The following is a 16,783-nucleotide window of genomic DNA, read 5'->3' as shown; positions in this document are numbered from 1 at the left end:
TTAAAATTTCAAAAGAACTTTAATTAGAGAGTTTGTAATAGCGATCGATGCAGTTATCTTGTTCGTTGTATATTTCTTTTATGAAGTTGAAGGTGCTTTCAAGGATGCGTACTGAGGTGAGGTTTTCCTTATCTACATAGGCTACTATTTCCTTGAGTTTCAATTTTTCGAAGGCATATTTAATGACGCCATTGGTGACTTCCTTGCCATAGCCTTTTTTCCAATAGTCTTTGAGTAATCGATATCCAATTTCGTACTCACCTTTTTGGTTTTTGACAAGTGCAATAGTGCCAATAAAGCGCTCCGTGTCAATTAACTCAATAGCCCAAACCCAGAAGTCATTATCAGGGTCTTTGTAATATTTTAAAATGGTTTCAAGGTCTCTTTTGTTCTCTGCGAGTGAGGATATTTTGCCTCCAATATAGCGCATGACTTCTTGGTCGTTTTGCATTTTGTGAAAAAGACCAAGATCTTGAATGTCAAGAGGTCGAATTTGTAGTCGCTGAGTATTGAAAATCATATTCTCAAATTTAATACAAAATTATGAGAATTGAAACGTACTAATCTCGAACGGCATTCTCTTTTAATGTTATCGAAAAAGATTCAGTGTTTAAACTGGCTTGGATTCCAATGGGAAGTGTTAGGTTGCGATCGATATGTCCGATGGAATAGCCATAAATCGAGGGTACATTCAAAGATTTAATACGATCTAATATAACCTCTTTTATCGAAAATGACATTCTTTCAGGTTCGTTACAGCCTTTAAATACACCCAGTACAATTCCTGCCGCATGTTTAAAGGTAGGAGCGCTTAGGAGTTGTGTAAACATGCGATCGACGCTGTAAGGGTCTTCATCGATGTCCTCTATGAATACCAACTTACCTGTATAATCCAAGTCAAATTCGGTTCCACACATGGCCGAGAGTAACGATAAATTCCCTCCTATGAGTTTTGCAGTGACCACCCCAGGATTGATGACATATTGCTCGAAAGTATCATCTGCTTGAATGGTTTGCCGGCTGTAGTGCTCAGCAGAGATATTTAATTCAAGGGTTGATTTTGTAATAATCCTACTTAAGTTTCTTCGGCTGTATTCATTGTCCAGGGTTGTGCCTACAGGACCGTGGAAAGTGATGAGTCCTGTTTTTTCATGGATGGTATTGGCCAGGGCTGTAATGTCACTAAAACCAACGAGAACTTTTGGATTTTGTGCAATATAATCGTAGTTAATCTGATCTAAAATACGAGTACATCCATATCCACCTCGAGCACAAATAATCCCGTCAACCTCAGGGTCAAGAAACATTTCATGTATGTCCTCTACCCGCATCTTATCCGTATTGCTTAAATAACCGTGATGTCCTATGATTCTGGAAGTATGGTATGGCTTAAATCTCATAGACTTAACATTACTTATCGCATTTTCTAAAGCCTTGGCTGATAGCGCATAACCTGGAGCAATTAAGCCAACCGTAGCTCCTTCCTTTAATTTTTTAGGCAGTACGGTCTGTAGCTCCTCTGTTTTTTGTGGCTCAGTTCTGTGGGTGGAAGCCGTCAAACTGGCTGCAGGTAGTACAGATAACATTGAAGCCTGTGCACCTTTTGAAAGAAAGGATCGTCTATTCATTTAATTCGGATTTAGAACTCAAATCTACTGAACGCGGCGTCGAATTAAAAATTATTGAATGCAATAATTTGAAATAATTGCGATTAGGTGCAATTGCAATTCCCTGATTATCAGTAATACATTACACCGTTGAATTATTACTTTTAATCGAAATTAATAAGGGAAAATCCCTTTCTAATTACCGTGAAATCAACCTAATATATTAGTTTTGAAATGTTTACATTTGAGTTCTGTCTGCAAGGGAAAGCGCATGCTCGGTTTTTTTGGAGTATCTTCGTTCCAAGTTTTAAATATTGCATGACAAAAATGTATAACCAACTTAATAACTAAATTTATTTAAAATGGAAACCAACCAACTGAAACTACTTCTGACATCGCTTATCGTTGTCGGATCTTTATTTAGTACATCTTGTACAAAAACACAAGGAGGCGTATTAAACTATCAACCTGTAGAGCTGTCAAAACACAAATTACCGCCAACAACTGCTGAGAATATGAGCAAACGCTATGTCCGTGATATGGAGATTTTATTTGCTCAATCTGATTCTTTAGCTTATTACAAAGACCTCAATGCTAAATTAATGGCAGCCTTGGAAAATAAAACAAGCCTCAAAGAAGTTGAGGAGTTGAAAACACCAATGGTCATTAAACCTAAAAAGCCAAAATTTGAACTTGCTGTCTCCGATTGGTATTCTGTAGATCAATTGTTAACCTATATCGATAGCTCTGTTGAAAAGGTTGAAGCAAGTGGAGGCGAGGTAGATGGCTTCAGAGTATATATAGGAGTCTTTCCAAAAAAAGGTCATGGCGAAAAGGACAATTATTTGACCACCTTTATCACTCCAACAGGAAGAATGGGTGATGCCAAACAAAAAGGAAATATATTGCCATTAAGTTTACCACTATATGCTAGTTCACATGATATCACCGCAGTAGATCCATTGGAGTATGGTAGCGATGGCAATCCGCCAGCTGCGAGTTATCCTCAATAATTGATTTTGTAAATTGATGCTTAGTTTTGAATTTTTATTAAAGAAGACCATAATTTTTGCTGTCTTTTTAACAGCGATAATTGCAACGATTACCTATAAAAAATATAAAGATTCACAATCGTGGATCTTTATGCCTTTTCTATGGTTTACTTTTTTAATAGAATTGCTTAACCTACTTCCTACAGCGACACTCTTTTATCCACAGTGGAATTTTCTCAAATTGATGAGATACCTCCTTCCCGAGAATCTAATAACGTCTAGTATCTGGGTTGGGAGTTTGTATTCCATAATCTCGTTTTATGTGTATCTATGGTATTACCGATCGATATTGCGGTATAGAAAAGCAGCTAAGGCTGTGAATGCTTGTATTGTCATTTATTCGATTTTGGTGATTCACAGTTTATTACATTATCAGGACCTTTTGACCTCCTGGCTACAGCCTCATATGTTCGCAGGGGTTGTATTTACTGTGGTGGCAATATGTTTTTATTTTATGACAATTCTCAAGAGCGATAAGATTCTAAGTTTTTATAAGACATTGCCGTTTTGGATTACCATAGGAATCCTTTTCTTTAATCTGGTAACCATGCCCATTTTCATTTTTGCCAAACAACTAAGCTTTTCAGCCTCTATCTATGTTTATATACTAGTGATATCAAATTATGTGATGTATGGATGTTTTGCAATAGGATTTATAGTGAGTGTTAAATATTATGAACCAGAGGAAAATTATAACATTTATGGTGTAAAATAGGGAAAAACACCCTTTTAGAAATTAGCATAAGGCGTAATTTTGCATAATTATTAACTTGAGTACTTAATTTGTTAAATTAATTAGTAATACTCAACAGCTCCCTACACTCCTATGGAAAACCAAAAGGAAATTATAAGTCTAATTATATATGTAAGTATACTAATTGTAGTTTTGCTGGCATTTTTTATAAGCTTTTTTTTAGCCTATCAAAGAAGAAAAACACAATTACTCATCGAGAATGCTGAGGAGAAACAAAAATTTGAGCAGGAGTTGGCAAAGGCCCAAACTGAAATTCAAGAACAGACCTTTAAGAATATCAGCTGGGAATTACACGATAATATTGGTCAGTTACTTTCCGTGGCAAAGTTGCAATTGAATATGCTACAGAACGAGGTTCCGGAGGATAAAATGAAATCCTTTAAGGAGGCCTCTGACGTGTTGGGACAAGGGTTAAAGGAGCTCAGACAGCTATCTCACACCTTGAATAATGATTTTGTATCCAGTATGGGATTGCAAGAATCTCTTGAACTTGAAATCAACCGTTTTAAACGCTTAAATTTCCTGCGCATTGAATACAATGTACAGGGTGAACCCTATCACATCAATAAAAAAGATGAGATCATTATCTTTAGAATATTTCAGGAATGCTTCTCTAATGTGGTTAAGTATTCCAAGGCCTCATTACTGACCATCCATTTGAATTATCTTCCAGAGGAATTATATGTTAATGCCACTGATAATGGGGTAGGATTTGATCTAGAATCCGAGCGAAAAGGGACAGGTATAATGAACATGCAACGCAGGTCAGAACTTATCGGTGCAGATTTTTCAATCAAAACTGGAAAAAATAAAGGAGTTTCAGTAACTTTGAACTATCCAACCAAGCCAATCTGATGATGGATAAAAAACACACCATAGCTGTTGTAGATGATCATTTGTTGTTTGCCAAGTCCTTGACTTCGTTAATAGAATCCTTTAAAGGATATCAAGTTAGCTTTCACGCGACAAACGGTCAACATTTTATTGAATGCATGGAAGAATACGGGGCACCTGATATTGTCCTACTAGACATCAATATGCCTATAATGACTGGAATAGAAACCATGGAGTGGTTAAACGACAACTTTCCAGAGCAAAAGGCCATCGCACTCTCGATGGATGATAGTGAAGAGACGATTATCAAAATGCTCCGATTAGGTGCTAAGGGTTACTTACTCAAAGACATTCACCCTAAAATATTTGAAGGCGCCTTAAATGATGTCATCTATAAAGGTTTTTATTATTCGGACAAGATAACCAACAAACTTCTCGAAACCATAGATCGTAAGGAACAAGGCGATACCAATAGCGGCATCAAATTAAAAGATAGAGAGATTGAGTTTCTAAAATTGGCTTGTACTGAGATGACCTATAAAGAAATTGCTACTCAAATGTTTCTATCACCTAAAACTGTTGATGGCTATAGGGAGAGCCTATTCGATAAACTGGAAGTTAGAAGCAGAATAGGGCTTGTGCTATACGGAATAAAACACAAATATATTGAAGTGTAACTATAGCATAGTTACACTAGTATTACGAATTGAGCTGCTGTCATAAACTGCCTACACTAGCAGTTAAAAATATTCAAATCTCCTCCAGGGAATTAATGGCGCTATCGTACATCTTTTAAAGTATCTAAATCAACACGACTGACTTTTATTTTACCTGTTTGGGTGAAAATGGCATAGCAATTGCCTATATAGTTAAATGAAAAAAAGCTATTCTGGATATAATAGCTAGGAAGCAATAATAGAACGCTTTATAACATTATTAAAAGTCAAATGTCCACTGTTTTAATGACAGAATGACCCACGTAAAACTATGAGTAGTAATAATTTTTTTAATATTGACAATTTGTCACTGCAGCATATTGATGACGACGCTGAATTGATTCCCTTGATGACCCCTGAAGATGAGGAGGAAATTAACAATGAATCCTTACCAGAAAGTCTTCCAATTTTACCGCTTCGAAATACCGTTTTATTTCCAGGAGTGGTAATACCCATTACAGCAGGTAGAGATAAATCGATAAAACTGATTAAGGATGCCTCTAACAGTAGTAAGGTTATTGGGGTAGTATCTCAAAAAGATGAATCTATTGAGGATCCAGAGGTAAAGGATTTAAATAAAGTTGGAACTATCGCTAGAATTTTAAGAGTTCTAAAGATGCCTGATGGGAATACCACGGTAATCATTCAAGGTAAAAAACGCTTTGAAATTGATAGAATTTTAGAAACAGAGCCTTATATCACTGCAACCATCAAAGGATTGCCTGAAGAAAAGCCAGACATTGAAAATGAGGAGTTCAGCACTGTGATTGAATCAGTAAAAGAATTGGCTCTTCAAATCATAAAAGAGAGCCCAAACATCCCTTCTGAAGCATCTTTTGCCATTAAGAATATAGAGAGTAATTCATTTTTGGTGAATTTTATTTCTTCCAATCTAAATTTGGAGGTTATTGACAAACAAAAGTTGCTTGAGAATTCCAAGCTGATGGAGCGCGCTTTGGCAACATTGAAATACATGAACATAGAGCTGCAGAAATTGGCGCTCAGAAATGATATTCAGTCCCGAGTGCGATCTGATATGGATCAGCAGCAACGTGAGTACTTCTTACATCAACAGATGAAAACCATTCAAGAGGAGCTAGGCGGCGGTTCGTATGAAGAAGAGGTTGAACAAATGCACCTTAAAGCCAAAGGGAAAAAATGGGATGCTAATGTTAAAGAACACTTTGAAAAAGAATTAGCGAAATTGCAACGAATGAATCCGCAAGTTGCTGAATATTCCATTCAGAGAAACTACCTAGATTTGTTGTTGGATTTACCTTGGAATAAATTTTCTAAAGATAAATTTGATTTAAAACGCGCCCAGAAAATTTTAGATAGAGACCACTATGGGTTGGAAGATGTCAAAAAGAGAATCATCGAATATTTGGCAGTTCTTAAACTTAGAAATGATATGAAATCTCCAATATTATGTCTTTACGGACCTCCGGGTGTTGGAAAGACCTCTTTGGGGAAATCTGTTGCAGAGGCACTTGGTCGTGAATATGTTAGAATATCTCTAGGAGGTTTACGTGATGAGGCTGAGATTCGAGGTCACCGTAAAACCTACATCGGAGCTATGCCTGGACGTATCATTCAATCTTTGAAAAAAGCAGGGACCTCGAATCCCGTATTTATCTTGGATGAAATTGACAAACTTACGGTAAGTCACAGTGGAGATCCTTCTTCAGCAATGCTAGAGGTATTGGACCCTGAGCAAAACAGTGAGTTTTATGATAACTTCCTAGAAATGGGATATGACCTTTCCAAAGTGATGTTTATTGCTACGGCTAATAACATAGGGCCAATTCAGCCAGCTTTGCGAGATCGTATGGAAATCATTAATGTCTCAGGTTATACCATTGAAGAAAAGGTAGAGATCGCAAAACGACACCTGTTACCAAAACAATTGGAAGAGCATGGTATGACACCTAGTCAATTAAAAGTTGGCAAAAAGGAAATGGAAAAAATCGTAGAAGGCTATACACGTGAGTCTGGTGTTCGGGGATTAGAAAAACAAATCGCCAAAATGGTTCGTTATGCTGCAAAATCCATTGCAATGGAACAGGAGTATAATGTTAAGGTTAGTTTGAAAGACGTAGAAGATGTGCTTGGGCCAGCACGATTGGAGCGCGATAAATATGAAAACAATGATGTAGCGGGAGTAGTTACAGGACTTGCATGGACCAGTGTAGGAGGTGATATTTTGTTTATTGAATCCATATTATCTAAAGGTAAAGGAGCCTTGACAATTACAGGAAACTTAGGTAAGGTGATGAAAGAATCGGCTACCATCGCCATGGAATATATTAAGTCGAATGCATCGTCTTTGGGGATTAATCCCAATATTTTTGACAAGTATAACGTTCATATACACGTTCCTGAAGGCGCAACTCCGAAGGATGGGCCTAGTGCTGGGATTACCATGTTAACTTCTTTAGTGTCGTTGTTTAGCCAACGCAAAGTGAAAAAGAGCTTAGCGATGACCGGGGAGATTACACTAAGAGGGAAGGTATTACCAGTAGGTGGAATCAAGGAGAAGATCCTCGCTGCAAAAAGAGCACGAATTAAGGAAATTATTTTGTGTGAAGAAAACAGACGAGATATTGAAGTGATTAAGGAAGAATACTTAAAAGGATTGACATTCCACTATGTTAAGGAAATGAGTGAGGTCATTGATCTGGCCATCACTAATGTCAAGGTGAAGAATGCCAAAAAATTATAATAATTTAAATTATACTCCACGTAGTGCAGTCTTGTAATACGTGGAGTTATTTGAAAACTAATAGCATGCAAAAAATCACCATAGCCATTGATGGGTATTCCTCAACAGGAAAAAGTACAATAGCAAAACGATTGGCTAAATCCTTGGGGTATGTATATGTTGATACAGGAGCGATGTATAGGGCAGTATCCTATTACGCGTTATCACATGATTTTTATCGCAATCAAGAACTCCAAAAGGAATTATTGATACAGGCTTTAGATGATATACATTTAAAATTTCAATTAAACAAGTCCACAGGAGATCCAGAGATGTACCTCAATGGGGTGCTTGTAGAAAAGGAAATTCGAACTCTTGAGGTGTCTAATGTGGTGAGCGAGGTGGCTACCATTTCTGAAGTTCGCCAGAAACTTGTAGAACAACAACAGGCCATGGGGAAAAACAAAGCCGTGGTAATGGATGGAAGGGATGTGGGAACTGTGATTTTTCCGGATGCTGAATTAAAACTCTTTATGACAGCCTCTGCAGATGTCCGAGCACAAAGGCGTTTTTTGGAGCTCAGTGAACGAGGTGACCAGGTAACTTATCAAGATGTATTGGATAATGTTCAAAAGCGCGATTTAATTGACACCACACGTAAAGACTCACCATTAATAAAAGCAGCTGAGGCTATTGAAATTGACAGTACTACACTAAGTTTAGAAGAAACTTTTGCCCGCTGTTTAGAACTTGTCCAGAAGACATTAAAGGCTCTGGCGTAGTTTATCCTGGAGGTTGCCAGATGAATATTTCTATAATTGTTTGTAAATCAATTAATATAATTGTAAATTTGCACTCCTTTTTACTATCCCAGGAGGGAGAAGGGAATGTCTAAAAATTAATAACAACATCTTCTGTGATTAAATATTGTTAACCTCCTGATTTAATGCAGAATACAAATTATTCTCAGCAAAATGGCTGAAGCTAAAGAAACACAAAAAGAACAAGCAGCAGAAGCAACTTCTGCTCAAGCACAAACCGAAGTGAAAGAAACTGTATCTCCAGAGGAGTTTCTTCAAAGCTTTAACTGGCACAATTACGAAGAAGGAATTGACCAAGTTGAAGACGAAAAATTAAAAGAATTCGAAAACTTAGTTGAAGAGAATTTCGTTGATACAGCTGATGAAGAAGTTGTTGAGGGAACTGTAGTTCACCTTACTGACAGAGAAGCAATCATCGATATTAACGCCAAATCTGAAGGTGTTATTTCTTTAAACGAGTTTCGTTACAATCCTAATTTAAGTGTAGGGGACAAGGTTGAAGTATTAATCGATGTTCGCGAAGATAAATCAGGACAACTAGTATTGTCTCACCGTAAGGCGAGAACAATCAAAGCTTGGGATCGCGTTAATGCTGCTCATGATAAAGGTGAGATTGTTAACGGTTTCGTTAAGTGTAGAACTAAAGGTGGTATGATTGTCGATGTTTTCGGAATCGAAGCCTTCTTACCAGGTTCTCAAATTGATGTTAAGCCAATCCGTGATTACGATGCTTATGTTGGTAAAACAATGGAATTCAAAGTGGTTAAAATTAATCACGAATTCAAAAACGTTGTTGTTTCTCACAAAGCTCTTATCGAGGCTGATATCGAAGAACAGAAAAAAGAAATCATCGGACAACTTGAAAAAGGTCAAGTTCTTGAAGGTACAGTTAAAAACATCACTTCTTACGGTGTATTTATCGACCTTGGAGGCGTGGATGGTCTTATCCATATCACAGATCTTTCTTGGTCACGTATCAACCATCCAAACGAGGTGGTAGAATTGGATCAAAAACTAAATGTTGTTATCCTTGATTTTGATGATAATAAATCTAGAATCCAATTAGGTCTTAAACAATTACAGAAACATCCTTGGGAAGCTCTTGGAGAAGAAGTAAAAGTTGGTGACAAAGTTAAAGGCAAAGTAGTAGTTATTGCTGACTACGGTGCATTTATCGAAGTTGCTGAAGGTGTTGAAGGTCTAATTCACGTTTCTGAAATGTCATGGTCAACTCACTTGAGATCTGCACAAGATTTCGTAAATGTTGGTGATGAGGTTGAAGCAGTTATCCTTACATTGGATCGTGAAGAACGTAAAATGTCATTGGGTATTAAACAATTGACTCCAGATCCTTGGACAGATATTACTTCTAAATATCCTGTTGGATCTAAACACTCAGGTATCGTACGTAACTTTACTAACTTCGGAGTATTTGTAGAATTAGAAGAAGGAATTGACGGATTAATCTATATTTCTGATCTTTCTTGGACTAAGAAAATCAAACACCCATCTGAATTTGTAAATGTTGGTGATAAATTAGAAGTTGAAGTTCTTGAACTTGATGTTGAAGGACGTAAACTAAGTCTAGGTCACAAACAAACTACTGAAAATCCTTGGGATAAATACGAAAGTGAGTTTGGAGAAGGTACCATTCATACCGCTGAAATTTCTGAGATTGTTGACAAAGGAGCTACTATTGAACTCAACGAGGATATCGTAGCATTCGTTCCTTCTAGACACTTAGAGAAAGAAGATGGTAAGAAACTGAAAAAAGGAGAAACAGCTGAATTTAAAGTTATCGAGTTTAACAAAGAATTCAAAAGAGTTGTTGCTTCTCATACAGCTATCTTCAAAGAAGAAGAAGAGAAAAATGTTAAAGCTGCAGCAAAACGTAGTAACCAAGCGGAAAAAACTACCCTTGGTGATGCGAATGCAGAGCTTCAAGCATTGAAAGATAAAATGGAAGGGAAGGCTTAATTGAAACTTTTCTGAAATTTATGATAAAGACCCTCCTTTGTGGAGGGTTTTTTATTGGAATCAATTTACGCTCTAGGGTGGAGTCTTATCTTTCTTATGAGGATCTAAACAAGCTAGGTTAGTTGTAGGTTTGATATGGAGATTTTGTGTAAATTGCCCTAGCGTAACTTATTTAAAATAACAACCATGCAAAAATTTATTTTAGGTGTATTTATGGTCTTTGGAGCATTTCAAATCAATGCTCAAGTCCAAACTCCACAACCAAGCCCTAGTGCTACCATTGTGCAAACTGTCGGTCTTACAGAAGTATCTATTGAGTATTCGCGACCATCCTTACGTGGAAGAGCGATATTTGGAGCGTTGGTACCCTATGATGAGATTTGGAGAACGGGAGCTAACGAGAATACGGTGATCTCTTTCAGTGATGCTGTAATCATCGGTGGTCAAACTTTGCCAAAAGGGAGTTACTCCTTATACTCTCAACCAGGAAAAGACAGTTGGGTGGTATACTTTTATACCACTACCGACAATTGGGGTAATCCAGAGAATTGGGATACTTCTAAGGTTGCTGCACAACTTAAGGTAACACCTGTTAGCTTTCCTTTTAAAATTGAGACATTTACCCTTTCTCTAGACAACCTAAATAATACCGGAGCAGTTTTAGGGATCCTTTGGGAGAACACCTATGTGGGTATTCCTTTTGAAGTTCCTACTGAAGAAAAGGCTATGGCGAGTATCGAGGATACTTTTAATGGTCCAACAGCTACCGATTACTTCGCAGCTGCAGTGTATTACTTTGAAAATGGGAAAGATCTTAAAACTGCTGAGCAGTGGATGGATAAAGCGGTTGCCGAGCAAGAACAACCAGCATACTGGATGCTTTATCAGCAGTCTCTTATTCAACAAGCCAATGGTAATACAAAGAAGGCTATAGCGACTGCAAAACAGGCTATGAAAGCAGCAGAAGCAGCAGGAAATCCTGACTATGTTCGTTTAAACCAGAATTCTATTCAAAAATGGGAGGCTAGTAGATAGTCAACAGCCTATTATAATTTAAAAACCGCAACACCAAAGCATAATCTCTTTTGGTGTTGTGGTTTTTTAAGTTTTACTTGTAGGCCTTGAGGTTGCTTAAACTTATGGTTCTCAGTAGTAGCTTGTGTTTGGAAGGTAAAAATATGTTACCGTCAGTGACTTTCCATTCATCCCAGCTTGCCTGTAATCCTCCTATAGGGTTGTCCTGGGTCCACATCTTAAAGCTGTTTGGAAATCCATCTTGGTTTAAAAGCCATAGATAGGAATCCTTTGGTTGCTTATCACTATCAAAATAGGTGACAAGCAAGCCATAACTACCATCTTCCAATTCTACACTATAACGCTTAACATTTGGATCCATAATTTGAAAAGGAGCTACCAACCAAAAGGAATCATTTTCAAAAAAGGAAGTCGCTTTTTCAATAAGTTCCTCCTTGGGGTCTGTATGCATTTTAACGCCGCCCATAGAAACCTCACTTAATGCGTAGTTATTTAGGTTTAAATCTACTGAGATATCATCCCATTTTACATGGACATGATCCTTTAGTTTGTCCCATTTATAATGGTGTGTATCATTGTAAGTCCATTCGAGATATCTTACCTTTTGGTAATTGACAGCATTTATTGCTTTTAGCATTTTCTGTGCTAATTCTTCAGCCTGAGGTCCCGCTTTAGAAGCTGGAATAGGCTGGTGAAAGCTGAAATAAACGCCCGCACCTAACAAAAGGATCACAATAAACGTTACAATTAAAAATTTAAATAGTTTAGCAAACATAACTTAGTTTTAGATTGTTAAAAACCTACTGCAGTGTCATCCCCTCGATGGTCTGCACCACCCTCTAATCGACCGTCTGGTAATATATAAATGCCATCCACTTTACCGATAATTCTAGAACGTCCTTGCTGGATCTTATAACCTTTCCCTTTGAGTGTTTCGATGGTTATGGTATCAAAGCCTTCTGGTTCCATTAAAATTTCATCAGGAAGCCACTGGTGATGAAATCTCGGAGCATCTACCGCTTGTTGCATTCCCATACCGAAGTCGTATACATTAAGTAAGGTCTGTGCAACAGAAGTTATGATTGTAGAACCACCTGGGGTTCCCAAGGTCATGGATAGGGCCCCGTCTTTTTCTACAATGGTCGGTGTCATGCTGCTGAGCATTCTCTTTTCGGCCACGATGCTGTTGGCCTGTCCACCGGTAAGCCCGAACATATTTGGCGTACCCGGTTTTACACTAAAATCATCCATTTCATTATTGAAGAAAAATCCGAGTTCTTCGCTATAAAGCTTGGAGCCAAATGCACCGTTAATTGTCGTAGTAACTGCAATAGCATTGCCCATAGCATCGACAATAGAGTAATGAGTGGTTTGATCGTGTTCCAGCACTTTTATGGCTCCATGGCCAACATCTGCAGAACTGCTTGCCCTGTCAAAGGAGAAGGATTCCATTCGTTTGTTGAGATACGCCTGATCTAAAAGTTCTTTCTGTGGTACGTTGACAAAATCAGGATCTCCTAAAAAATAAGCGCGATCGGCATAGGCTCTTCTTTCAGCCTCAGTCATTAATTGTATGTGCTCAATGGCATTATGGGTATAGTTGCCAATGGAGTAGGGTTCAACCATTTCCATGATTTGTGCCAGAGTAATTCCACCACTACTAGGTGGCCCCATGGCAATGATTTTTAAATTATGGTATTGAAACTCGACGGGGTCTCTCCAAATCGCTTGGTATTGTTTTAAGTCTTCGAGACTAATAATACCTCCATTAAGCTGAATGAAATCTACAATTTTCTGAGCAACTTCACCTTGATAAAATCCTGCAGCACCTTGATCTCTTATGTGTTCTAAGGTTTTGGCCAAAGCCTGATACTTGATGGTGTCATTGGCATTAAATTGTTTAGCAAATAAGATGGTATCACCGCTGACTTCAACGATTTTCTTTCGAAAATAATTTAATGAATTGGCCTGTTTTTGAGTTACTACAACACCTTTTTTAGCCAGATCAATTGCGGGCTGAATAAGGGTTTCCATAGGGAGACTGCCAAACTTCTTATGGGCTGCAAACATACCGGCAACACTGCCCGGAATACCGACGGCCGATGCACCAGTGGTGCTTTTCCCTTCAATAACATTCCCTAAAGAATCGAGATACATTTGTTTGGATGCCGCAAGCGGTGCTTTTTCTCTAAAGTCCAATGAACCTGTTGTACCATCATTCAGACGGTATACCATAAATCCGCCACCACCGATATTACCCGCAACGGGATAGGCTACAGCAAGTGCAAATTTTGTCGCAATCATCGCATCAAAAGCGTTCCCCCCTTTTTTTAGGATATCAAGACCAATTTCAGAAGCCTCAACTCTAGCCGAGACCACCATGGCATGATCTGCTGTGACACCTGTGGTAACATTCTTTGTTTTGCAAGCTATAAAAGAAACTAATAATAGAGAATAGAGTAGTGCTTTTTTCATATGATAGCTACGTTTTTTTATCTTTTAGAGGTCTAGGGGACCTTTTGGTTTTAGGAGTTTAAGCTTTTGTAGTTGATCTGACGAAAACTCCTTTAGTTCTTCAAAGAACGAAGTGAATTCTGATTCAAACTCAGCATAATGTTCTTGTAGCTCCTCGGTGGCATAATTCATTTTTGATCTGTTTTGTGTCCTGCGGTTCATCCCGTTTAAAACCTTTGAAATCCCCTCAAGTTTGGCATAGCTCAACAACCAATTATCAGCAATCATGTAAGGCATCATTCTTTTGATATTAATAGGAAGAATATGATAATGGTCTTGGAGTAGGTCATAAAATTCATCCACATAATTAGCAAGAGGAACATCACAATAACGTTCCCAATTCTTTGCTAAAAAATGATCGTAAAAGATATCCACAATCACACCGCTATAATGACTGTAATTGGCATGGAGTTTTCTGGTGCTTTTTCGAACCGTAGGATGAGCATCCGTATATGTATCTATGGCTCTATGTAAAAGGATTCCGTTTTTGTATTCTTGGGGATATTCCTGGTATTTTTTACCACGAATGCTATCGGCCATAAAATTGCCCACCTTAACTTTAGGATTGTCTCCTGATAAATAAATATGTGCTAAAAAGTTCATGCCTATTATGGGGTTTAACTACATTAATGGATCAAAACGGAACTCAATGTGATTCCAAGGCAATCCTAATTGGGGATGATGATGCCAGTAAAATACTCATTTTTTTGATCAACTGAATTGTTTTGCAACATGTTCTGCTTTCTTTGTGGTGCTGTAATTGTAAAATCCTTCTCCGGATTTGACACCCAACTTGCCAGCTGTAACCATATTAACTAGTAAAGGGCAAGGGGCGTACTTAGGATTTTTAAATCCATCATAAAGAACATTCATAATAAATAGACACACATCCAAACCGATAAAATCAGCTAATTGTAAGGGACCCATCGGATGTGCCATTCCAAGTTTCATAACTCCATCGATTTCTTTGACGCCTGCCACACCTTGAAACAAGGATTCAACTGCTTCGTTAATCATCGGCATTAGAATTCTGTTGGCGATAAAACCGGGGTAGTCATTAACTTCTACGGGTATTTTAGTTATGGATTGACAAAGCGCCATGATTTGTTTTAAGACCGATTCACTGGTATTATAACCTTTGATGACCTCCACTAGAGGCATAATGGGAACAGGATTCATAAAGTGCATTCCAATTAGGCGATCGGGACTTGATAAAGCCGTCGCAATCTTAGTAATGGAAATCGAAGAGGTATTGGTAGCTAAAATGGTTGTATCCTTGCAATAGTCATCCAGAGACTTAAATATTTTTAGTTTAAGATCTAAGTTTTCTGTTGCGGCCTCAACAACTAAATCAGCACTTTGAACTGCTTGTTCTAGATCAACAGTAGTCACAATGTTCTCTAGGGTACTTGCTTTGATTTCAGGAGTGATTTTTTCTTTAGCAACCAAGCGATCTAGGTTGGTTTCTATGGTTGTTATAGCCTTGTCTAGGGCTGAACCGGAAATGTCATTTAAAAACACTTTATACCCGTGTTGCGCAAAGGTGTGTGCGATTCCATTGCCCATGGTACCAGCTCCGATGACTGTAATGTTTTGGATGTTTTTCATTTAAGTTAATTTAGCGCTAATTCATTAGTTTCCGACTAGTTCAACAACTTTAAGTGCTACCTTTAAAGCAGCTGCACCTTGTTCTAGGCTAACTGCAGGAACACTGTCATTTTCAATGGCCTCCGCAAAGGTTTCTAATTCTTCAAGGATGGCATTGTTTTGTTGAACCTTGGGGTTTTCAAAATATATTTGTTTTTTCTCTCCTTCTGCATTTTGCAGGATTAGAGCATACTGATCGGGATCCTTAGGGGCATTTTTCATTTTGACCACCTCTACCTTTTTATCAAGAAAATCGACCGAGATATAAGCGTCTTTTTGAAAAAACCTTGATTTACGCATGTTTTTTAAAGAGATTCTACTTGCTGTTAAATTAGCCACACAGCCATTTTCAAATTCAATTCTAGCATTGGCAATATCTGGTGACTGACTAATTACAGAGGTTCCACTGGCGTGAATTTCCTTGACAGGAGAATTTACCACACTGAGAATGGCATCGATATCGTGAATCATTAAATCCAGAACAACAGGAACATCGGTTCCTCTTGGATTAAACTCTGCCAGACGGTGGGCCTCGATAAACATTGGGTTTTCTATCTTATCTTTTACCGATAAAAAAGCAGGATTAAAACGTTCTACATGCCCGACCTGGCCTTTTACGCCATGCTCTTTGGCCAGTGCAATCAGATGGTCAGCTTCCTCAACAGTGTTGGTGATTGGCTTTTCTAAAAAGACATGTTTTCCCTTTTTAATAGCTTGTACTGCACAGTTGTAATGAGATAGAGTAGGTGTAACAATATCTACGACATCTACGGCATCGACAAGAGCTTCAATGGTATCGAAGTAATGATACCCAAATTCTGCAACGATCTTTTTGGCTGTTTTTTCATCTGGATCGTAAAATCCAACGAGTGTATATTTATCAGATTGATTGATTAATTTCAAATGAATTTTCCCAAGGTGTCCAGCACCTAGAACTCCTGCTTTAAGCATATAAGTATGTTTTTAAACAAAAATAAGATTATTGAAGCATTCTTTCAACCTTAATTTTTAAAAGACTGTAATCTAAGGAATTATTTTTTGGCTGTCGTTTTTAGAAAAATATTAAGCACAGCAATGTTTTGGTTATCAGCAATAAGGTCAATTAGGGGTATATTGCGACTACTT

Annotated in this window: 15 protein-coding genes; 8 read left to right on the top strand and 7 right to left on the bottom strand. The window is 37.8% G+C overall.

The annotated features are described in order from the left end of the window. Window positions 1-19: 19 nt before the first annotated feature. Together ACN0TV_RS10595 and ACN0TV_RS10590 are read right to left on the bottom strand one after the other, a co-directional pair. Window positions 20-520 carry a GNAT family N-acetyltransferase gene (locus ACN0TV_RS10595; RefSeq protein WP_417362846.1) on the bottom strand — a complete coding sequence of 167 codons (501 nt, stop codon included), beginning with the start codon at window positions 518-520 and terminating at the stop codon, window positions 20-22. Window positions 521-560: 40 nt separating this feature from the next. After that, window positions 561-1,628 (bottom strand): S66 peptidase family protein, encoded by a 1,068-nt coding sequence (locus ACN0TV_RS10590; protein ID WP_417362844.1) that lies wholly within the window; start codon window positions 1,626-1,628, stop codon window positions 561-563. Between the two features lie 341 nt (window positions 1,629-1,969). Here ACN0TV_RS10590 and ACN0TV_RS10585 point away from each other — a divergent pair, with 341 nt between their 5' ends. From ACN0TV_RS10585 to ACN0TV_RS10550, 8 genes are all read left to right on the top strand, one after another. After that, on the top strand, window positions 1,970-2,620 hold the full coding sequence (locus tag ACN0TV_RS10585) for a hypothetical protein (protein ID WP_417362842.1): 651 nt from the start codon (window positions 1,970-1,972) through the stop codon (window positions 2,618-2,620). A 16-nt stretch (window positions 2,621-2,636) separates the two neighbouring features. Beyond that, window positions 2,637-3,374: a hypothetical protein gene (locus ACN0TV_RS10580; RefSeq protein WP_417362840.1), complete on the top strand. Its 738-nt coding sequence runs from the start codon at window positions 2,637-2,639 to the stop codon at window positions 3,372-3,374. A gap of 111 nt (window positions 3,375-3,485) precedes the next feature. Continuing rightward, on the top strand, window positions 3,486-4,268 hold the full coding sequence (locus tag ACN0TV_RS10575; protein WP_417362838.1) for a sensor histidine kinase: 783 nt from the start codon (window positions 3,486-3,488) through the stop codon (window positions 4,266-4,268). A gap of 2 nt (window positions 4,269-4,270) precedes the next feature. Then, window positions 4,271-4,924, top strand: a complete 654-nt coding sequence (locus ACN0TV_RS10570; protein ID WP_417362989.1) for a response regulator — start codon at window positions 4,271-4,273, stop codon at window positions 4,922-4,924. 310 nt (window positions 4,925-5,234) lie between these two features. Continuing rightward, complete coding sequence (lon, locus tag ACN0TV_RS10565) at window positions 5,235-7,685, top strand: endopeptidase La (protein WP_417362836.1); 2,451 nt, start codon at window positions 5,235-5,237, stop codon at window positions 7,683-7,685. A 65-nt stretch (window positions 7,686-7,750) separates the two neighbouring features. Beyond that, a complete protein-coding gene (cmk, locus tag ACN0TV_RS10560; RefSeq protein WP_417362834.1) occupies window positions 7,751-8,446 on the top strand; it encodes a (d)CMP kinase in 696 nt (231 codons plus the stop codon). A gap of 192 nt (window positions 8,447-8,638) precedes the next feature. Further along, window positions 8,639-10,462, top strand: a complete 1,824-nt coding sequence (gene rpsA / locus ACN0TV_RS10555; RefSeq protein ID WP_417362832.1) for a 30S ribosomal protein S1 — start codon at window positions 8,639-8,641, stop codon at window positions 10,460-10,462. 186 nt (window positions 10,463-10,648) lie between these two features. Next, a complete protein-coding gene (locus tag ACN0TV_RS10550) occupies window positions 10,649-11,497 on the top strand; it encodes a DUF2911 domain-containing protein (RefSeq protein WP_417362830.1) in 849 nt (282 codons plus the stop codon). Between the two features lie 73 nt (window positions 11,498-11,570). Here the strand turns inward: ACN0TV_RS10550 and ACN0TV_RS10545 are convergent, their stop codons facing one another. The 5 genes from ACN0TV_RS10545 to ACN0TV_RS10525 form a co-directional block, all read right to left on the bottom strand. Beyond that, on the bottom strand, window positions 11,571-12,272 hold the full coding sequence (locus tag ACN0TV_RS10545) for a hypothetical protein (RefSeq protein ID WP_417362828.1): 702 nt from the start codon (window positions 12,270-12,272) through the stop codon (window positions 11,571-11,573). Window positions 12,273-12,289: 17 nt separating this feature from the next. Further along, window positions 12,290-13,972 (bottom strand): gamma-glutamyltransferase, encoded by a 1,683-nt coding sequence (ggt, locus tag ACN0TV_RS10540; protein ID WP_417362826.1) that lies wholly within the window; start codon window positions 13,970-13,972, stop codon window positions 12,290-12,292. Between the two features lie 24 nt (window positions 13,973-13,996). Then, window positions 13,997-14,614, bottom strand: a complete 618-nt coding sequence (locus tag ACN0TV_RS10535) for an ACP phosphodiesterase (protein ID WP_417362824.1) — start codon at window positions 14,612-14,614, stop codon at window positions 13,997-13,999. Window positions 14,615-14,722: 108 nt separating this feature from the next. Next, on the bottom strand, window positions 14,723-15,610 hold the full coding sequence (locus tag ACN0TV_RS10530) for a 3-hydroxyacyl-CoA dehydrogenase family protein (RefSeq protein WP_417362988.1): 888 nt from the start codon (window positions 15,608-15,610) through the stop codon (window positions 14,723-14,725). Window positions 15,611-15,643: 33 nt separating this feature from the next. Beyond that, window positions 15,644-16,609, bottom strand: a complete 966-nt coding sequence (locus tag ACN0TV_RS10525) for a Gfo/Idh/MocA family protein (RefSeq protein ID WP_417362822.1) — start codon at window positions 16,607-16,609, stop codon at window positions 15,644-15,646. Window positions 16,610-16,783 lie beyond the last annotated feature (174 nt).

The organism is Galbibacter sp., from assembly GCF_048266365.1.
In the GTDB taxonomy this organism is placed as follows: Bacteria; Bacteroidota; Bacteroidia; order Flavobacteriales; family Flavobacteriaceae; genus Galbibacter.
The sequence above is the reverse complement of the archived record's forward strand: the minus strand, read 5'-3'. Positions and strand labels throughout refer to the sequence as shown.